Origin of the sequence: Streptomyces nigra (genome assembly GCF_003074055.1) — a bacterium.
Lineage (GTDB): Bacteria > Actinomycetota > Actinomycetes > Streptomycetales > Streptomycetaceae > Streptomyces > Streptomyces nigra.
The window spans coordinates 5,341,292-5,359,911 of record NZ_CP029043.1; the positions used below are offsets into that span (position 1 = coordinate 5,341,292).

The window sequence follows — 18,620 nt, forward strand, 5'->3', positions numbered from 1 at the left end:
CGGGCTCACACTAACGCTCCTGGTTGTAGGTGCTGTCAGGACCGAAGCCCTGGCCGTTCGTTTCACTTCCCGCGCTGCGACCCCGCTGGACACCGCGGCGCAGGTTGCTCAGCCTGCCCCGGACGTCCTCGGGAGCACGGGAGACCTGTGGGCCCCCCTGGGGGGTGGATTCGGCGGCTCCCTGGACCAGGTTGGCCTTCGGGACCCGCCGCGGCAGGCCGGAGGAGGTGACTCCGCCCGCCTTGGGCTTCCGGAGCGCCGAGGCCTGCTGCCAGCGCTCGTCGTTCTGCGAACGCCAGCCGCTGTCGCCGTTGCTCTCCTGCGTGGGAGCCGGTGCCGGCGCTTCCTGCCGCACGGGACGCGTGCCATTGGTGCCGCTCGCGGCGGCGCCGCGACGCGGAAGCCCGGCGTCGGTCATGGCGTGGGGCGCGGAATGAGCCGGTCCCGGACGATCGAAGCCTACGCTGTCGGACTCGGTGACGTCACCGGCCTGCGAGGATTCCGCTTCCGGAGCGTACTGGTCACGGTAGCCGTCGCGGTAGTTGTCCTGCTGCGGCCAGTCGTCCTGGTGACGCCGCTGGTCGAAGGCCGTGAAACCGTCCTGGCCGGAGCCGTTGCGCGCCGCCGGCTCCTCGGCCGCGGGCTCCGCATAGCCGGAGTCCTGGTAGCCGCCGTTGGACGAGAAGGTGTCGTCGCGGGACAGGCCGCCGTTCGGCGCGTAGTACGTGTCGTCGTACGACGCCTGCTGGGGCTCCTCGTAGGCGGCGCGCTGCTGCTCGCCGTACGCCTGCTGCTGCTCCTCGTAGGAGTGCTGCCGCTGCTCGTCGTACGCCTGCTGCTGGTCGTAGCCGTCCTGGTGGCCGGCGTAGCCGTTGCGGTCGTCGTAGGCGGGCTGGCCGAACTCGTCGTAGGCGGGTGCCTCGGAGCCGTCCTGGCCCTGCGACTGGGCCTCCAGGGCCGCCCGGCGCTCCTCGCGCATCAGGGAGCGGCCGACCGGGTCGAGCTCGCGGATGTCGTCCGGGACCTCGGTGTAGGCGCTGTCGTCGAAGCCGAGCTCCGCCGCCGTACGCATCGGCTGGCCGAAGTTCTCGCCGCCCTGGAACTGCTGCTCCGGGATGATCTGCGAGACGGTGAACTCGTCCTGCAGCGGCTGCTGTTCGCCGCCGCCACCACCGTGCGTGATGGCGTCCGGCAGCATGACCAGCGAGGTCGTGCCGGCCTGCTCGCCCGAGGGGCGCAGCTGGACCCGGATGCCGTGCCGGTCGGACAGCCGGCCGACCACGAACAGGCCCATGCGCTGGGATATCGCCGCGTCGACGGTGGGCGGGTTGGCCAGCTTGTGGTTGATGTCCGCGAAGTCCTCGGCGGTGAGGCCGATGCCCTTGTCGTGGATCTCGATCATCACGCGGCCGTCGGGGAGACGGGTCGCGGTGACGCGCACCTTGGTCTGCGGCGAGGAGAACGTGGTGGCGTTCTCCAGCAGCTCGGCGAGCAGGTGCACGAGGTCGGTGACCGCGCGGCCGTGGATCTCGGCCTCCGGGACGCCGGACAGCTCGATGCGCTCGTACTGCTCCACCTCGGAGGAGGCGGCGCGCAGCACGTCGACCAGCGGGACCGGCTGGTCCCAGCGGCGGCCGGGCTCCTCGCCGGCGAGGACCAGGAGGTTCTCGCCGTTGCGGCGCATACGGGTCGCGAGGTGGTCCAGCTTGAAGAGGTTCTCCAGCTGGTCCGGGTCCGCCTCGTTGTTCTCCAGGTCGGTGATCAGGGTCAGCTGGCCCTCGATCAGCGACTGGTTGCGGCGCGACAGGTTGGTGAAGATCGCGTTGATGTTGCCCCGCAGCAGGGCCTGCTCGGCGGCGAGCCGGACGGCCTCGCGGTGGACCTGGTCGAAGGCGCGGGCGACTTCGCCGATCTCGTCGCGGGTGGTGATCGGGATGGGCGCGACCCGCGTGTCGACCCGGCCGGGGTCGGTGCGCGAGAGCTGGTCGACCAGCATCGGCAGGCGCTGCTCGGCGATGCCGAAGGCGGCGTTGCGCAGCTGGCGCATCGCGCGGGACATCTGCCGGGCGACCGCGCCGGCCAGGATGAACGCGAGGAGCAGGGCGACCACGACGGCCGCACCGGTGATGAGGGCGTCGGTCTTGGCGTCCTCGGAGACGCTCGCGGCCTCGTCCACGGCCTTGCTCACGAGGTCGGTCTCGATCTCGCGGTAGCCCTCGAACTTCGCGGTGGAGGCGCCCAGCCAGGCCTTGGGCGTGACGCCCTTGGCGGCGAGCTGCTCCGGCGTGAAGGTGCCCGCGGCGATGCCCTGGAGCATGGCGTCGGCGGCCGGCATGGCGGTGTAGGCGCCGCCCTGCGTGGAGCTGCTGTCACCGGCGTCGACCGCCGGGCCCTTGTCGCCGATCTTCTTACGCTGCTCGGCCATGATCTGGTCGAGCTGGTCGACGTCGTCCTGGGTGGCGCCCGAGACGAACTCGTTGATCGCGATGCCCTCGAGGTAGCGGTACGACACGAGGGAGACGCTCTGCTGACGGACCACGGCCTCCTTGGTGCTCGGCCGGATCAGCATGTGCACGCCGATCGAGCGCTGGAGCGAGACGGCTGCCTTGGCGAGCGAGACTGCGTAGACGGTGCGGCCGTAGGAGGTGATGTTGCCGGTGCCCAGGCTGAGCTCGTTGGCGAACTCCATCAGGGAGTGCTGGACGGCGACGTAGCCCTCTTCGGTCTTCACCGGGTCCATCGCCTTGGTGTAGGCGGCCTGGCGCAGGGGCGCCAGCTTGGTCTCGTTGGACCGGAAGAGCTGCATACGGCGGTCGAGTGCGGCCGTGTGCGGAAGGTTCTGTGCCGCCTGGTCGAACTTCTCCTTGGCGCTGTCGGTCGCCGAGCGCAGCTGGGTCACGGTGTCCGTGGCGCCCTTGCCCTGGAGCAGGTCGGCCGCGGTGAGGTCGCGTTCGTCCAGCAGGGCGTTGCCGTACTCCTCGGCGGCGCGCACCAGGAGGGCCACGTTCTCGGCGTCCTCGGCCTGCTGCCAGGTGTCGATCGAGCTCTTGACCTGGAAGCCACCCATGACGAGGCCGACTATCACGGGTATGAGCAGGATCGCGTTCAGCCGCGTCGGTACGCGCCAGTTGCGCGGCGAGAAACGGCCGCCGCTCGAGGCCGGCGCGGCCGTGGGCTCGGATCCGGGCACAGGGGCGGGCGCCGCTCCGCGCGGCGGCGGGGTGAAGTTGCCCCGGGCCGACGGCTCGGGACTGTTCTTGCTTCGCCTCACTCGACCAACAACCTTCCGGCGGGGTCGGCACCTAGGTCGTGCCGCTGTGTCTCAGAGCCCATCGCCTTGGAGTACGCATTACCGATGAGTACGTCTTCGGCCAGTGGGCAGTTCTGGCATTCCAGCACGTGGGCCCGCGCTCCTCCAAACAGTGGAAGAGGAGGATTCCGTGCGATGTAAGTCCCAGATAAAACGGTCATAAAGAACGAGCCCCGTCAAAAGACGGGGCCTTTGTGCGCACAGCGAGACGGGTCGACCGCGACGAGTTGCCGTACCACCCGATTCCTCTGCCGAAACGTTATGAACAGCGGAGCCGACCGTGTCAAAGGCCACAGCCGGCTCCGGGACATCTACGACAACTGCCGTACGCGCCCGCTGACTTGCGCTACCGCAGCCGTGCCATGAGGGCGTGCTCGACCAGCGTGATCAGCGCACTCTTGGCATCGGCGCGGTGCCGGGCGTCCGTCGTGATGATCGGCGCGTCCGGTCCGATCTGCAGCGCCTCGCGCACCTCGTCCGGTGTGTACGGCTGGTGTCCGTCGAAGCCGTTGAGGGCGATGACGAAGGGCAGCCCGCTGTTCTCGAAGTAGTCGACCGCCGGGAAGCAGTCGGCGAGCCGGCGGGTGTCCACCAGCACGACGGCGCCGATGGCACCGCGCACCAGGTCGTCCCACATGAACCAGAAGCGGTCCTGACCCGGGGTACCGAAGAGGTACAGGATCAGGTCCTGGTCCAGGGTTATGCGTCCGAAGTCCATGGCCACCGTGGTGGTGGTCTTGTCCCCGGTGTGCGTGAGGTCGTCGATCCCCGCGCTCGCGGAGGTCATGACGGCCTCCGTGCGCAGCGGGTTGATCTCCGAGACGGCACCCACGAACGTGGTCTTGCCCACGCCGAAGCCACCCGCCACCACGATCTTCGCGGAGGTGGTCGCCCGGCTTGGTTCAGAGCTTGCGAAGTCCACTGAGCACCCTTTCGAGCAGCGTCACGTCCGGTGCGCCACCGTTGTTCTCGTCGCCACCCGGCTGGTGGATGGCGACCAGGCCCGCCTCTGCGAGGTCGGCCACGAGGATCCTGGCCACGCCCAGGGGCATGGACAGAAGCGCGGAGACCTCGGCGACCGACTTCACCTCACGGCACAGGTGGCAGATGCGCTGGTGCTCCGGGAGGAGCCCCATCAGCGCCGCCGGGTCGGCCGTGGTGCTGATCAGGGCCTCGATGGCCAACTGGTAGCGCGGCCGGGTCCGGCCGCCGGTCATCGCGTACGGACGTACCAGCGGCTGGTCGCCCTCATCCTCGTACGGCTCCGCGTACGGATCATGAGAGGCGGTGGGCGGGGTCATGAATCCTCCGGGCTGGGACACAAGTCGGTCGGTCAAGCCGTCGGGTGAGGGGGCCAGTGGGGGGATTGTGGCGGCCGGACGGTGATTTGGTGAGACGGGTGGATCCGGGAGATGTCAGTGGAGCAGACTGCCTTGGAGTTCGGCGCGCAGGTCGGGGGTGAGGACCGCGCCCGCGCGGTCGACCAGGAGCGCCATCTCGTACCCGACGAGGCCGATGTCCGCCTCCGGGTGCGCGAGGACGGCGAGGGACGACCCGTCCGAGATGGACATGAGGAAGAGGAACCCCCGCTCCATCTCCACCACGGTCTGTGCGACGTCGCCGCCCTCGAAGATCCGGCTGGCACCTGCCGTCAGCGAGGTGAGACCCGACGCGACGGCCGCCAGCTGGTCGGCACGGTCGCGAGGGAAGCCCTCCGACATGGCCAGCAGAAGGCCGTCGGCGGACACGACGACGGTGTGGGACACCCCAGGGGTGTTGTCCACGAAGTTGGTGATCAACCAGTTGAGGTTCTGTGCCGCTTGGCTCATCTGGCTCAACTAACGCTCCTGCTGGTGAGTGGGGCTCGGGAAGCTGCCGGTCTGGCCGCTGCCGGCCTGACGGCCCTGAGCGATGCCCCGACGAAGATTGGTCAGCCGGCCGCGTACGTCATCGGGCGCACGCGAGACCTGCGGACCGCTTTGGTGCTGTTGCTGCTGAGCCGTGCCCGGGACGAGGTTCGCCTTGGGCACCCGGCGCGGCAGGCCGGAGGTGGTTACTCCGCCCGCGGCGGGCTGCCTGACGCGTTCAGCCTGCCGGACGAGGTCGTCGTTCGGTGAGCTGCGCCAGGCGGTCGACGCGGAGCGCTGGGGGGCGGACGGCGGCTGGGGCCGCTCCGCGGGGGCCGGCCGCTCCTGCTGCTGCGGAGCGGCGGCCGGGGTGTCGGTGCTGTGGCGTCCCTGCGGTCCGCCGTGGAACCAGTTGGTCTCCAGCGTGTCGTACAGCGGGGTACGGCCGTCGCCGGGACCGGTCGCCGGCGGCAGGGCCTCGGGCTCCTGACGCGCGGGCCGCTGCTGCGGACGCTGCGGGACGGGGGGCTGCTGCCCGGCGCCGTAGCCGGTGTTGCCGCCGTACGACCCGTTGCCGTTGACCTGGGGACGCTCGAACTGGCCCGTGGACTCGGGGCCCGGGCGGCCCGGCAGGGAGTGCCGGCCCGTCGAGCCGCCGTCGTACGCCTGCGGCGCGGGGAACTGGCCCGTCTGGGAGCCGTTGTTCTGGCCCGAGCCGTTGGTGCCGTAGACGTCCGGGCGGACGAACTGGCCGGTGTCGTGCTGGGCGTTGGCGTTGGGGCGGGCGAACTGACCCGTGTTCTGCGGGTCGTATCCGCCCGGGGCCGGGGCGTCGAAGTCCGGGCGGGGGAACTCCGAGGTGGAGGCCGGGCCCTGCCGGTCGTCGATCCGCGGCATCCGCGAGGTCTGCTGCGCCGGGTCCTCGTCGTGGCCGCGCGGGGCGTCGAGGGAGGCACGCGGCACGGGCGGCTGCGCGTTCTCGTCGCTCCAGCTGGGACGCGAGGGCTGGTTGCCGCCCGGCAGCTCGGCCCGCGCGCCGCCGCGCGGCGGCAGCTGCGGCCGGCGGCCACGGCGGGGGCCCTGCTCGCCGGCGGCGGGCGGAGCCGGCGGGGGCGTCGGGGCGCTCTGCCGGGACTGGTCGCGGCCGGGCGCGGTCCCGCGGGAGCCGCCGAAGAGGTCCTGACCGGCGCCGTTGCTCTGCATGCCCTGGCCGGCGCCCTGCGAGGGGCCGCCGAAGCCGGCACCGGCCGGAGCCGGCCGGCCCTGCGCGGGAGCACCGGGACCGCCCTGCGGTCCGCGTGGCGCACCCGGGGCACCGCCGTCACGTCCGGGCAGCGCGGCCCGCGGGCCCTGACCGGCACCGAGCCGGCCACCGCCCGGAGCGCCGCCGTTCGGCGAACCTCCGCCGAAGGCGCCGCCGCCGGACTGCACCTGACGGCGGGCGGCGGCCGCACCGGCCGCGGCCTGCGCGGCGGCGGGACCGCCGGAGGCACCGGGGCCGTTCGGGCCGGGCTTGCCGCCGGCCGGCTTCTTGCCGCCCTGGGCGACGTCGACAGGCAGCATGACCAGCGCGGTCGTACCACCGGAGTCGGACGGGCGCAGCTGGATGCGGATGCCGTGGCGCTGCGACAGACGGCCGACCACGAACAGACCCATGCGGCGGGAGACGGACACGTCCACGGTGGGCGGCGAGGCGAGCCGCTCGTTGATCGCCGCGAGGTCCTCGGGGGAGAGGCCGATACCGGTGTCGTGGATCTCGATCAGCACGCGGCCGTCGGGCAGCGCGTGACCGGTGACCTTGACCTTGGTCTGCGGCGAGGAGAAGGAGGTCGCGTTCTCGAGCAGCTCGGCGAGCAGGTGCACGAGGTCGTTGACCACGCGGCCGGCCACCTCGGTGGTCGGCACGGCGGCCAGCTCGATGCGCTCGTACTGCTCCACCTCGGACGCGGCGGCGCGGAGCACGTCGACCAGCGGGACCGGGCGGGTCCACCGGCGGCCGGGCTCCTCACCCGCGAGGACGAGGAGGTTCTCACCGTTACGGCGCATACGCGTCGCGAGGTGGTCGAGCTTGAAGAGCGAGGACAGCTGGTCCGGGTCGGCCTCGCGGGACTCCAGTTCGGAGATGAGCGAGAGCTGACGCTGGATGAGGCCCTGGGAGCGACGCGAGAGGTTGGTGAACATCGCGTTGACGTTGCCCCGCAGAAGGGCCTGCTCGGCGGCGAGGCGGACCGCCTCGCGGTGCACGTCGTCGAAGGCCGCGGCCACCTGGCCGATCTCGTCCCGGGAGTGCACACCGACGGACTCGACGGAGGTGTCGACGTCCTGCGGGTCGGACTCGGAGAGCTGCTTGACCAGCTCGGGCAGGCGGTCCTGGGCGACCCGGGTGGCGGTCTCCTCCAGCCGGCGCAGCGAGCGGATCATGGAGCGGGCCACGACGAACGCGCCGACCAGCGACACACCGAGCACGAGCAGGATCAGCGCACCGGAGATGATCGCTTCGCTCTCCGACTCGTTGCGGAGCTCGCGGGCCTTCTGCTCCATCTCCTCGAGCAGCGTGGTCTCGATGGCGCGCATGCCCTGGATCTTGGTGGTGCTGTCGTCCACCCAGTCCCGGTAGGAGCGCTTGTCCAGCGAGGCGAGGCCGGTGGCCGAGGTCAGGGCGCGGGTGGCGTAGGTGTCGCTGGCCTTGATCGTCGGGTTGCCCTCGCCGATGGGCTTGAGCAGTTCGTCGGCGGGCTCGCTGCCGTAGATGCTCTTGAAGGAGCGCAGCTCGGACTTCTGGCTCTCCAGCGCGGAGTCGGCGTAGAGGCGGTCGTTGTCCGAGAGGTCGGCGTCGGCGGTGTTGTTCGCCGGCAGGGCCGCGGCGAGGACCGCGCGCTGGATGGAGGCGTACTCCTTGGCGGAGGAGAACGACGCCAGGGCGCGGGTGCTCTGGATCATGTCCGGGTTGCTGGTCGCCTCGGCCATGTCCTGGGAGAGGTCCAGCAGGTGGGTGATCAGCCGGTGGTAGGCCTCCACGGTCTGCGTGGAGTTGCCTTCGGCCTGGAACGCGGTGCCGCGGACCTCGGAGATCGTGCCGAGCTCGCGGATGAGCTGGACGATGTTGTCGCGGACGCCCTTGAGGCTGCCGTCGCGGCTCTGGTCGTCGATCTCCTCGGAGGCGTCGCGGAAGCTCTGCGCGGCGCGGTCCGTCTTGTCGCGGTAGCCCTTGACCGTGTAGTCGGTCGACTTGGCGCCGTGGGCGAGCGGACCGGCGGACTGGTCCCGCTCCTCCTGGAGGGCGTGGGCGAGCTCGGTGGCCCGCTTCGTCATGTCCGTCAGCAGCCGCATGTTCTCCAGCTGCTGGATGTCGTCCATGTTGTCGCTGATGCGCAGGGCGCCCAGCGAGGTGGCCGCGACCACGGGGAGCGTCAGCAGCGCGACGAGGCGTGTGGAGATACGCCAGTTGCGCAGGGCTATTCGCGAGCCCGGGCCGGTCTCGCCCTTGGCCGGCTTCTTCGTCGGAGGCGGGGGGACCGCGGCACCCGGAGACGCCGACACGGCGGGGCGCCCGGAGCGCTCACCGCTGTCGACCGACGGGGCCGGGCCCTGGGTCTGGGCGTGCTGGGGCGAGGGACCTCGGTCGGTCCCGCCGTGCTCCGGCTCCGCCGAAGCGCTGCCATCCCTCTTGAAACGTCCCTGCACTAGCGTCGCAACCTCTGGACCAGGCGCCCTTCCGCGTGAGCGGTCGGACACGGTGTCGGCGTATTGGGGAGCGTCCTGAACACGCTCCCTGGTGGTCGTGAGTGACCGGCGCTGGCTCCCCCTTCTCGCCGCCACTCGGCGCGTCGATGCGCCCCCTGTGCGCCGGCTCGATCCTGCGGCGGTCCGTGGAATTCCAGCACAGTGCAGGATCTCCAACAAGGCCCGTAGGTCGAGCCGTGACATACGTGACACCGCGTGAGTGCGGGATTACCTGCCGTGCAGCCTTATTCGCACCAGAACGGACATAATTCCGCGAGTCGCTTTCGCGCGGAGGGTGTCCCAGTCGCCATGATCAGGAGCGGAATGATGGGTTCAGGGGGCGATTGTCCGTTTCCCCGACCCTCCGGGCAGGTCTGAATTGACCGTTTTATGCATCCGAGCGTGAGCAAACTCACACCCAGATCAAGTGGTCTTCACGACTTCTCCGGGAACCGGATGTTTAGCCTGGCGCTTTACAAGAGGGATGTTTCTGCCCACCCGCGTCCGGACGCAGGCCCCCACCGGGCCCGTATCCGGGCGCTTCGTCACGACAGGACTCAGTAAGAGCGTGAAGACGACGATGATCCACACCATAGCCAACCCGCGGCGCACGAAGCTGGCCCACCTCGACAGCGCCGACGAACTGCGCATCCCCGAGCAGCCGGAGCACTCCCTCGACCTCCCCGCTCAGACCGCCAACCCCAAGCGCACCATCCTCCAGGAACTCCCCGCGACCACCGTCGCCGGTTAGTACGGGTGGTGACCGCCGGTCGTTCACACCCGGACGACCGCCCCGCGGAGGGATCCGCCACACGGCCCCGGCGTCCGCGCCGCTCGCGCGAGGCGCGGACGCCTCACCGCGCTAGCCTGGAGCGTCAGACTCCAGCCGGCTCAAGTGAGGGGCGCAGGATCCCGTGCGCATCGCCAGATTCTCCATCGACGGGAACGTCGCCTTCGGCGCGGTCGAGGGCGACAGGCCGGACGAACTCGTCCTCGACATCATCAAGGGCATCCCGTTCACGGACTTCGAGCTCTCCGGCACGAAGGTGCCGCTGAGCAAGGTCAGGCTGTTGCCGCCGGTGCTCCCCAACAAGGTCGTGGCCTTCGGCCGCAACTACGCCGAGCACGCCCGTGAACTCGGCAACGAGGTGCCCGACGCCCCGTTCGCCTTCTTCAAGCCCTCCACCTCGGTGATCGGCCCCGGCGACGAGATCCAGTACCCGTCCTTCACCGAGGACCTCCACCACGAGGCGGAACTCGCCGTCGTCATCGGCAGGCTGTGCCGCGAGGTCCCGCGCGAACGCGTCAAGGACGTGATCTTCGGCTACACCTGCGCCAACGACGTCACCGCGCGGGACGTCCAGAAGCGCGAGAAGCAGTGGGCCCGGGCCAAGGGCTTCGACAGCTCCTGTCCGCTCGGCCCCTGGGTGGAGACCGGCCTGGACGTCGAGACGGCGTCCGACCTGACGATCCAGCTCACGGTCAACGGTGAACAGCGCCAGCTCGGCCGCACCAGCGAGATGATCCACTCCATCGAGGACCTGGTCGTCAACATCTCCGAGGCCATGACGCTGCTCCCCGGCGACGTCATCCTCACGGGCACCCCGGCCGGGGTCGGACCCCTGCACGTCGGCGACGAGGTCGCCGTCACCATCGAAGGCATCGGCACTCTCACCAACAAGGTTGTCAAGCGTGGCTAGCGCACCCTCCCCCAAGTCCTCACCCCCGCTCGGACAGGGGGTACCCCCGCGCGTCCGTTTCTGCCCCTCACCCACCGGAAACCCCCATGTGGGCCTGGTCCGCACCGCCCTGTTCAACTGGGCGTTCGCCAAGCACCACGGCGGCACCCTGGTCTTCCGCATCGAGGACACCGACGCGGCCCGCGACTCCGAGGAGTCGTACGAACAGCTGCTGGACGCCATGCGCTGGCTGGGCTTCGACTGGGACGAGGGCCCCGAGGTCGGCGGCCCGCACGCGCCGTACCGCCAGTCGCAGCGCATGGACATCTACCAGGACGTCGCGGCCAAGCTCCTCGACGGCGGCTACGCGTACCACTGCTACTGCTCCCAGGAGGAGCTGGACACCCGCCGCGAGGCCGCCCGCGCCGCCGGCAAGCCGTCCGGCTACGACGGGCACTGCCGCGAGCTCACCGACGCCCAGGTCGAGGAGTACAAGGCCCAGGGCCGCACGCCGATCGTCCGCTTCCGGATGCCCGACGAGCCGATCACCTTCACCGACCTGGTCCGCGGCGAGATCACCTACCTCCCGGAGAACGTCCCGGACTACGGCATCGTCCGTGCCAACGGCGCCCCGCTGTACACGCTGGTCAACCCGGTCGACGACGCCCTGATGGAGATCACCCACGTCCTGCGCGGCGAGGACCTGCTCTCCTCCACGCCCCGTCAGATCGCCCTCTACAAGGCGCTCGCCGACCTGGGCATCGCCAAGCGGACCCCGGCCTTCGGCCACCTGCCGTACGTGATGGGCGAGGGCAACAAGAAGCTCTCCAAGCGCGACCCGCAGTCCTCGCTGAACCTGTACCGCGAGCGCGGCTTCCTGCCCGAGGGCCTGCTCAACTACCTCTCGCTGCTCGGCTGGTCGCTCTCCGCCGACCAGGACATCTTCAGCATCGACGAGATGGTCGCGGCCTTCGAGATCGAGGACGTCAACCCGAACCCGGCCCGCTTCGACCTGAAGAAGTGCGAGGCGATCAACGCCGACCACATCCGGCTGCTCGACGTGAAGGACTTCGCCGAGCGCTGCCGCCCGTGGCTCCAGGCCCCCTTCGCCCCGTGGGCCCCGGAGGCGTTCGACGAGGCGAAGTGGCAGGCGATCGCCCCGCACGCGCAGACCCGCCTCAAGGTCCTCTCCGAGATCACCGACAACGTCGACTTCCTGTTCCTGCCGGAGCCGGTCTTCGACGAGGCGTCCTGGGCCAAGGCCATGAAGGAGGGCTCCGACGCCCTGCTGCGCACCGCCCGCGAGAAGCTGGAGGCCGCCGACTGGTCCTCCGCCGAGTCGCTGAAGGAGGCCGTCCTGGCCGCCGGCGAGGCCCACGGCCTCAAGCTCGGCAAGGCCCAGGCCCCGGTCCGCGTCGCCGTCACCGGCCGCACGGTCGGCCTGCCCCTCTTCGAGTCCCTCGAGGTGCTGGGCAAGGACCGGACGCTGGCCCGGATCGACGCGGCGCTCGCGAAGCTGACCGCGGCCTGATCCCCGCGTACCCGTGAGGGGCGGCACCCGCGTCGCGCGGGTGCCGCCCCTTCGTCGTCGGCGATGTCAGTGGTCCCCGCTACGGTCTTCCCACCAAGTCCTTGATCAGGAAGGCGCGTCCGCCATGCCGATGTCCCCTCGCGACTACACCTGGCTGTTCACGCCGGGCAGCACGTTCAGCCACCCCTCCGGGACCACCGGTGTGATCCACGTGGCCGACGGCGGCGAGCTGGACCTGCCCACCGGCCGGGTCGTCGCCTGCGACCCCTTCGTGTACCTGGGCACCGGCGACATCGAGCCCTTCACGGTCACGGTCGCCCCCGGCCGCTACCGCGTCGAGGCCGCCGTCGCCACCCTCACCCGCCCCGGCGAGGCCCCGTCCGACCGCCCCCACCGCCGGGTGGCCGCGGCCCGCCTGGTCGTCCGCGACGAACCCACCGTGACCTGGGAGTTGGCGCTGCGCCCCGGCCAGGACCCGGCCGACCTCGGCGACGACGAGTTCTACGGCTACGGCGTCGACGCCGGCACCGGCTGCTTCTACGACGCCGCGGCCGAGGAGGGCTTCCCCGAGGCGCAGGAGGACGAGGGGCCGCTGTGGGACGCCTTCGAGAACAGCGACTGGTCCGGAGGACCCCACCTGGTCACGTCCCCCGGCACCGGCCACACCCTGGCCGCCTTCACCTCGGGCTGGGGCGACGGCGCCTACCCCACCTGGACGGGCCGCGGCGCCGACGGCGAGGTCACCTGCTTCGTCACCGACTTCTTCGTGGCCCCGGACTCCTCCGAGGCCCTGGTCTGACGGCCCGCCCGGCGGACCCCCGGACACGCCCCGGTGCCGCGCGCTACCGTCGGATCATGAGCATTCGCGCCGTGGTCTGGGACGTCGACGACACCCTCTTCGACTACACCACGGCCGACCGCGCCGGCATGCGCGCGCACCTGGCGGCCGAGGGGCTGCTCGAGCGGTACGGCAGCGCCGAGCGGGCCCTGACGCGCTGGCGCGAGATCACCGAGGCCCAGTGGGCGCGCTTCTCCGCGGGCGAGGTGACCTTCCAGGCACAGCGCCGCGACCGGGTGCGGGTCTTCCTCGGCGAGGAGCTGACCGACGCCGGGGCCGACGCCTGGTTCGACCGGTATGTGGCGCACTACGAGACGGCGTGGGCGCTGTTCCCGGACGTGCTGCCGGTCCTGGACGCCCTCGCCGCCAGCCACCGGCACGCGGTCCTGTCGAACTCCAGCCTGCACGTCCAGGACCGCAAGCTGCGGATGCTGGGCGTCCACGACCGCTTCGAGGCCGTCCTGTGCGCGGCCGAGCTGGGCGTGTCCAAGCCGGAGGCCGGCGCCTTCCTCGCCGCCTGCGCCGCCCTGGGGCTCGCGCCGCACCAGGTGGCCTACGTCGGCGACCATCCGCGCATCGACGGACGGGGGGCCGCGGACGCCGGGCTGCTGTCGGTGTGGATCGACCGTGACGGTGTGTACACCGGCGATGACGTGGGCTCCGGGCCCCACCGGATCGCCTCGCTCGCCGAACTCCCGGCGCTCCTCGGCGCCGATACCCGTTTTGGAGCCCGGCCCACGTTCAGGTAATGTTCTTCCTGCGCCGCCGGGGAGCGGGCCGAAAGGCCGGGACCCGGGGGAGCGAACTAGAACAAGATCCCCTCCGGGGCTTGCGTTCCAGTGGCCTATGGTGTAATTGGCAGCACGACTGATTCTGGTTCAGTTAGTCTTGGTTCGAGTCCAGGTAGGCCAGCTCGCAGAGCTCATCTGCGCCGCGGAAACCAATCCGCAAAGCCCCCGTTGTGTAGCGGCCTAGCACGCTGCCCTCTCAAGGCAGTAGCGCCGGTTCGAATCCGGTCGGGGGTACAGATCCTTCCCGCGAGGACGGCTCGGGTAGCTCCCACCGACCTCGATGCAGGATCGCTAGGGCCCCCGTTGTGTAGCGGCCTAGCACGCCGCCCTCTCAAGGCGGTAGCGCCGGTTCGAATCCGGTCGGGGGTACAAACTGGTCTAAACCACATTGGTCTATGGTGTAATTGGCAGCACGACTGATTCTGGTTCAGTTAGTCTTGGTTCGAGTCCAGGTAGACCAGCTCGGATCTGCGGAAACGTATGATCCTCGCCCCCGTTGTGTAGCGGCCTAGCACGCCGCCCTCTCAAGGCGGTAGCGCCGGTTCGAATCCGGTCGGGGGTACAGCGAGAAGGCCCTCCGCTTCGGCGGGGGGCCTTCGTCGTGTCGTGGGCCGCGTGTCCCGGCCGCAGGTCACGGGCCGGGTGTCACGGGTCACGCGAAGCCATAGCGCCGGGCGGACTCCTCCTGGGCCAGCCGGTGCAGGGCCCGCAGCATCGGCTCGACGAGCACCGCGCCGAGGACCGCCGTCTCGACCTTCTCCGCCTCCGACGCGTGGGTCTCCACGAAGTCCAGGTCGAGGACGGCCGCCCCGTGCATCAACCGCGCGTAGGACAGCAGGAGTTGGGGGTCCCAGTCGTAGCCGAGACGGCGCAGCGCCGCCAGCGCCACGACCAGGGAGCGGTAGGCCGGCGAGATCGTCACCAGCGCCTGCGCGTCGGTCCAGCCCAGGTCCGCCAGCAGCCGGTCCGCGGTCTCATGGGCGCCACGGACGGGCTCGTCGTCCTCGTCCGGCTCGGGCACCTGCGGCAGAGCCCACAGGGCCGCGCCCATGCGGATGGTCCGGGGCAGGGCGTCGTCGTCGACGTGCCCGAGCACCTCCGAGTCCATCTACGGGGACATGCCGGCGTTCGGGCTCGCGGCCGCGCACGGGCAGGTGCCGGTGGAGCGGCGCGGCCGGTCCGCGAAGGACCGCTTCGGCCACCGCTCGGAGAGCGCGGGTTCCTGACTCGGAGAGCGCGAGCTCTTGACTGGGGGAGCCCCGCACTCCTGAAAAGGTCGTGCCGTCGGTCCGGGATCCGCCGCGGCGTTGAGGCGGATCCCGGACCGACGGCGTACGTACGTCGTCGCAGGCGGGGGTCAGCCCGTGCGGCGCAGTGCCTCGGACAGGCGGGAGGCGGCGTCGATGACCGCCTGGGCGTGCATACGGCCCGGGTGGCGCGTGAGGCGCTCGATGGGGCCGGAGACCGACACGGCGGCCACCACGCGGTTCGACGGGCCGCGCACCGGCGCGGAGACCGACGCGACGCCCGGCTCGCGCTCGCCGATCGACTGGGCCCAGCCGCGGCGCCGTACGCCGGAGAGGGCGGTGGCCGTGAAGCGGGCGCCCTGCAGGCCGCGGTGCAGGCGCTCCGGCTCCTCCCAGGCCATCAGGATCTGCGCGGACGAACCGGCCTTCATCGTCAGCGTCGAGCCGACCGGGACCGTGTCCCGCAGGCCGGACAGCCGCTCCGCCGCGGCGACGCAGATGCGCATGTCGCCCTGGCGGCGGTAGAGCTGGGCGCTCTCGCCCGTGACGTCCCGCAGATGCGTGAGGACGGGGCCGGCCGTCGCGAGGAGACGGTCCTCACCCGCCGCCGCGGCCAGTTCCGCGAGCCGGGGGCCGAGAATGAAACGGCCCTGCATGTCGCGCGCCACCAGCCGGTGGTGTTCCAATGCCACGGCCAGCCGATGTGCCGTGGGTCGTGCGAGTCCGGTGGCCGAGACGAGTCCCGCGAGGGTGGCCGGTCCGGACTCCAGGGCGCTCAGGACAAGGGCTGCCTTGTCCAGGACGCCGACGCCGCTACTGTTGTCCATGAAACGATACTCGCGTCTCACTCTGTGAAACGCAAGTTCAATTTCTCGTGGAACACGCCACTCTGGATGTCACGAAGGCACAGCGGCTCGTGGACCAGAACGGGCCTGGCGGCGGACGCCCGGAAGCAGGGGCGCGGGCGGCGGTCGCCTTCTCAAGATCTCTAGTTGGGCCGGTGGACCGTAGACCGGCCGAAGGGAAAGCGATGGGTAGGACACTCGCGGAGAAGGTCTGGGACGACCACGTCGTCCGGCGCGCCGAGGGCGAGCCCGACCTCCTCTTCATCGATCTGCACCTGCTGCACGAGGTGACCAGCCCGCAGGCCTTCGACGGCCTGCGCAAGACCGGTCGCCGGGTGCGCCGGCTCGACCTCACCATCGCGACCGAGGATCACAACACCCCGACCCTCGACATCGACAAGCCCATCGCGGACCCCGTCTCCCGCGTCCAGCTGGAGACCCTGCGCAAGAACGCCGCCGAGTTCGGCGTCCGGCTGCACCCGCTGGGCGACGTCGAGCAGGGCGTCGTCCATGTCGTCGGCCCCCAGCTGGGTCTGACCCAGCCCGGCATGACCGTGGTCTGCGGCGACTCGCACACCTCCACGCACGGCGCGTTCGGCGGCCTGGCGTTCGGCATCGGCACCTCCCAGGTGGAGCATGTGCTGGCCACCCAGACGCTGCCGATGGCCCGCCCGAAGACCATGGCCATCACGGTCGACGGCGAGCTGCCCGAGGGTGTCACCGCCAAGGACCTGATCCTCGCGATCATCGCGCGGATCGGCACCGGCGGCGGCCAGGGCTACGTCCTGGAGTACCGCGGCTCCGCCATCGAGAAGCTCTCGATGGAGGCCCGGATGACCATCTGCAACATGTCGATCGAGGCCGGCGCCCGCGCGGGCATGATCGCCCCCGACCAGACCACCTTCGACTACCTCGAGGGCCGCCCGCACGCGCCCAAGGGCGAGGACTGGGACGCCGCCGTCGCGTACTGGAAGACGCTGCGGACCGACGACGACGCCGAGTTCGACGCCGAGGTCGTCATCGACGCCTCCGCGCTGTCGCCGTTCGTCACCTGGGGCACCAACCCCGGCCAGGGCGCTCCGCTTTCGGCGTCCGTCCCCGACCCGGCTTCGTACGAAGACGCTTCGGAGCGCCTCGCCGCCGAAAAGGCCCTGGAGTACATGGGGTTGGAGGCCGGCCAGCCGCTGCGCTCCATCAAGGTGGACACCGTCTTCGTAGGCTCCTGCACCAACGGCCGCATCGAGGACCTGCGCGCCGCCGCCGAGCTGGTCAAGGGCCGCAAAGTCGCCGACGGCGTACGGATGCTGGTCGTCCCCGGCTCCGCGCGGGTCGGTCTGCAGGCCGTCTCGGAGGGCCTGGACGTCGTCTTCAAGGAGGCCGGCGCCGAGTGGCGGCACGCGGGCTGCTCGATGTGCCTGGGCATGAACCCCGACCAGCTCGCCCCCGGTGAGCGCTCGGCGTCCACGTCCAACCGCAACTTCGAGGGCCGGCAGGGCAAGGGCGGCCGGACGCACCTGGTGTCGCCGCAGGTCGCGGCGGCCACCGCGGTCCTGGGCCACCTGGCCTCCCCGGCCGACCTGTCCGACGCCGAGACCCGTACGCCCGCTGGAGTCTGATCAGTCATGGAAGCATTCACCAAGCACACCGGCCGGGCGGTCCCGCTGCGCCGCTCCAACGTCGACACCGACCAGATCATCCCTGCTCACTGGCTCAAGAAGGTGACCCGGGACGGTTTCGAGGACGGGCTGTTCGAGGCCTGGCGCAAGGATCCGGAGTTCGTGCTCAACCGCCCCGAGCGCGAAGGCGCCACGGTGCTGGTGGCCGGCCCCGACTTCGGCACCGGCTCCTCCCGCGAGCACGCCGTGTGGGCGCTGCAGAACTACGGCTTCAAGGCCGTGATCTCGTCCCGCTTCGCCGACATCTTCCGCGGCAACTCGCTGAAGAACGGCCTGCTCACGGTCGTGCTGGAGCAGAAGATCGTGGACGCGCTGTGGGAGCTCACCGAGAAGGACCCCACGGCTGAGGTCACTGTGGACCTCGAGGCGCGTGAGGTGCGTGCCGAGGGGATCACCGCCGCCTTCGAGCTGGACGAGAACTCCCGCTGGCGGCTGCTGAACGGCCTCGACGACATCTCGATCACCCTGCAGAACGAGGCCGACATCGCGGCCTACGAGGCGAAGCGGCCGTCGTTCAAGCCGCGCACCCTGCAGGGCTGAGCCGCCAGGCCGAGCAAGACGACTTTCGGCCACCCCAACACACCCGCGGTACCCCCGATCGGCCCGATCGGGGGTACTGCCATGTCTGCACCCGAACGGCCCTGCCCGTCCGCCACGCCCGGCACAACACCCCACGTTCAGAAGGGTGTTGCCGGGGTACGCGAGTGGTGTCACCGCGGCTTCCGCAAGTGCCCGGAAGGCCAACCGAGGCCGGAGTTGCACCCCTGGCAGGCGACAACTCGCCCCAGATGGCACAATCTGTGCATGGAACACGACGGCCAACTCGAGCTCTATGCGGCGGTCGCGGACCAACTCAAGGAAGCGCACGCGAGCGTGCGCGCACTGCAAGTCCCGGAGGGCGTACGGATGGCGCTGACCCGGAAGCTGCTGGTCATTACGGCCGCGGCCAAGCACGACGTCGCCGAAGCGGCAAGGCGTCTGGAGCGGTTCGTCGCGGACCTCGACGCGGGGCGATTCCCCGAAGAGGAACGCTGAGAACACCTTCGAGGCAGTCGAGTCTGTTGCGGCACAAGGGTGATTAGCCCGTTTCGTGTTTGATTTGCGGTATATATCTGCCTAACGTGCGAAAAAGC

General features: G+C 70.6%; 14 protein-coding genes, 5 tRNA genes and 2 pseudogenes. 14 read left to right on the forward strand and 7 right to left on the reverse strand.

What is annotated here, in order from left to right; all coding sequences use genetic code 11:
* Positions 1-10: 10 nt before the first annotated feature.
* The 5 genes from DC008_RS24865 to DC008_RS24885 all read right to left on the reverse strand — a co-directional run bounded on the left by DC008_RS24865 (position 11) and on the right by DC008_RS24885 (position 8,841).
* Complete coding sequence (locus DC008_RS24865; protein ID WP_108708860.1) at positions 11-3,271, reverse strand: nitrate- and nitrite sensing domain-containing protein; 3,261 nt, start codon at positions 3,269-3,271, stop codon at positions 11-13.
* A 385-nt stretch (positions 3,272-3,656) separates the two neighbouring features.
* Positions 3,657-4,232 carry a GTP-binding protein gene (locus DC008_RS24870; RefSeq protein WP_055624289.1) on the reverse strand — a complete coding sequence of 192 codons (576 nt, stop codon included), beginning with the start codon at positions 4,230-4,232 and terminating at the stop codon, positions 3,657-3,659.
* Positions 4,213-4,611 (reverse strand): DUF742 domain-containing protein, encoded by a 399-nt coding sequence (locus DC008_RS24875; RefSeq protein WP_003997626.1) that lies wholly within the window; start codon positions 4,609-4,611, stop codon positions 4,213-4,215. Before DC008_RS24875 ends, DC008_RS24870 begins: the two co-directional genes overlap by 20 nt.
* A gap of 114 nt (positions 4,612-4,725) precedes the next feature.
* A complete protein-coding gene (locus tag DC008_RS24880) occupies positions 4,726-5,139 on the reverse strand; it encodes a roadblock/LC7 domain-containing protein (RefSeq protein WP_055624380.1) in 414 nt (137 codons plus the stop codon).
* Between the two features lie 9 nt (positions 5,140-5,148).
* Positions 5,149-8,841: a sensor histidine kinase gene (locus tag DC008_RS24885; protein WP_108708861.1), complete on the reverse strand. Its 3,693-nt coding sequence runs from the start codon at positions 8,839-8,841 to the stop codon at positions 5,149-5,151.
* 607 nt (positions 8,842-9,448) lie between these two features.
* On the opposite strand from DC008_RS24885, the gene DC008_RS24890 reads away from it, so the two are divergent.
* From DC008_RS24890 to DC008_RS24935, 10 genes are all read left to right on the forward strand, one after another.
* A complete protein-coding gene (locus DC008_RS24890) occupies positions 9,449-9,631 on the forward strand; it encodes a hypothetical protein (protein ID WP_164492368.1) in 183 nt (60 codons plus the stop codon).
* Between the two features lie 163 nt (positions 9,632-9,794).
* Positions 9,795-10,580 carry a fumarylacetoacetate hydrolase family protein gene (locus DC008_RS24895; protein ID WP_108708862.1) on the forward strand — a complete coding sequence of 262 codons (786 nt, stop codon included), beginning with the start codon at positions 9,795-9,797 and terminating at the stop codon, positions 10,578-10,580.
* Positions 10,573-12,090 (forward strand): glutamate--tRNA ligase, encoded by a 1,518-nt coding sequence (gene gltX / locus DC008_RS24900; protein WP_108708863.1) that lies wholly within the window; start codon positions 10,573-10,575, stop codon positions 12,088-12,090. The genes DC008_RS24895 and gltX overlap by 8 nt, the downstream gene beginning before the upstream one ends.
* 124 nt (positions 12,091-12,214) lie before the next feature.
* The gene (locus tag DC008_RS24905; protein ID WP_108708864.1) at positions 12,215-12,889 is read left to right on the forward strand and encodes a DUF4241 domain-containing protein; all 675 of its coding nucleotides are present in this window, start codon (positions 12,215-12,217) and stop codon (positions 12,887-12,889) included.
* A 56-nt stretch (positions 12,890-12,945) separates the two neighbouring features.
* Positions 12,946-13,677 carry an HAD family hydrolase gene (locus tag DC008_RS24910; protein WP_108708865.1) on the forward strand — a complete coding sequence of 244 codons (732 nt, stop codon included), beginning with the start codon at positions 12,946-12,948 and terminating at the stop codon, positions 13,675-13,677.
* A gap of 91 nt (positions 13,678-13,768) precedes the next feature.
* Positions 13,769-13,840: transfer RNA gene (locus DC008_RS24915), tRNA-Gln, on the forward strand.
* A gap of 40 nt (positions 13,841-13,880) precedes the next feature.
* A tRNA-Glu gene (locus tag DC008_RS24920) sits at positions 13,881-13,953 on the forward strand.
* 62 nt (positions 13,954-14,015) lie between these two features.
* Positions 14,016-14,088 (forward strand) — tRNA-Glu (locus DC008_RS24925).
* Positions 14,089-14,108: 20 nt separating this feature from the next.
* Positions 14,109-14,180 (forward strand) — tRNA-Gln (locus DC008_RS24930).
* 28 nt (positions 14,181-14,208) lie between these two features.
* A tRNA-Glu gene (locus tag DC008_RS24935) sits at positions 14,209-14,281 on the forward strand.
* Between the two features lie 90 nt (positions 14,282-14,371).
* Here DC008_RS24935 and DC008_RS24940 read toward each other — a convergent pair.
* Positions 14,372-14,818: pseudogene (locus DC008_RS24940) on the reverse strand (MerR family transcriptional regulator); the annotation flags it as partial.
* Position 14,819: 1 nt separating this feature from the next.
* On the opposite strand from DC008_RS24940, the pseudogene DC008_RS24945 reads away from it, so the two are divergent.
* Positions 14,820-14,945, forward strand: a pseudogene (locus DC008_RS24945) (DUF4188 domain-containing protein); the annotation flags it as partial.
* Positions 14,946-15,076: 131 nt separating this feature from the next.
* Here the strand turns inward: DC008_RS24945 and ndgR are convergent.
* Positions 15,077-15,793 (reverse strand): IclR family transcriptional regulator NdgR, encoded by a 717-nt coding sequence (gene ndgR, locus DC008_RS24950; protein WP_055623332.1) that lies wholly within the window; start codon positions 15,791-15,793, stop codon positions 15,077-15,079.
* 203 nt (positions 15,794-15,996) lie between these two features.
* Here ndgR and leuC point away from each other — a divergent pair, with 203 nt between their 5' ends.
* The 3 genes from leuC to DC008_RS24965 all read left to right on the forward strand — a co-directional run bounded on the left by leuC (position 15,997) and on the right by DC008_RS24965 (position 18,522).
* Positions 15,997-17,427: a 3-isopropylmalate dehydratase large subunit gene (gene leuC / locus DC008_RS24955; RefSeq protein ID WP_108708866.1), complete on the forward strand. Its 1,431-nt coding sequence runs from the start codon at positions 15,997-15,999 to the stop codon at positions 17,425-17,427.
* Between the two features lie 6 nt (positions 17,428-17,433).
* Positions 17,434-18,027, forward strand: coding sequence for a 3-isopropylmalate dehydratase small subunit (gene leuD / locus DC008_RS24960; RefSeq protein ID WP_108708867.1), 594 nt, complete (start codon positions 17,434-17,436; stop codon positions 18,025-18,027).
* Between the two features lie 264 nt (positions 18,028-18,291).
* Positions 18,292-18,522 (forward strand): SCO5555 family protein, encoded by a 231-nt coding sequence (locus DC008_RS24965; protein ID WP_055623329.1) that lies wholly within the window; start codon positions 18,292-18,294, stop codon positions 18,520-18,522.
* Positions 18,523-18,620: the final 98 nt, after the last annotated feature.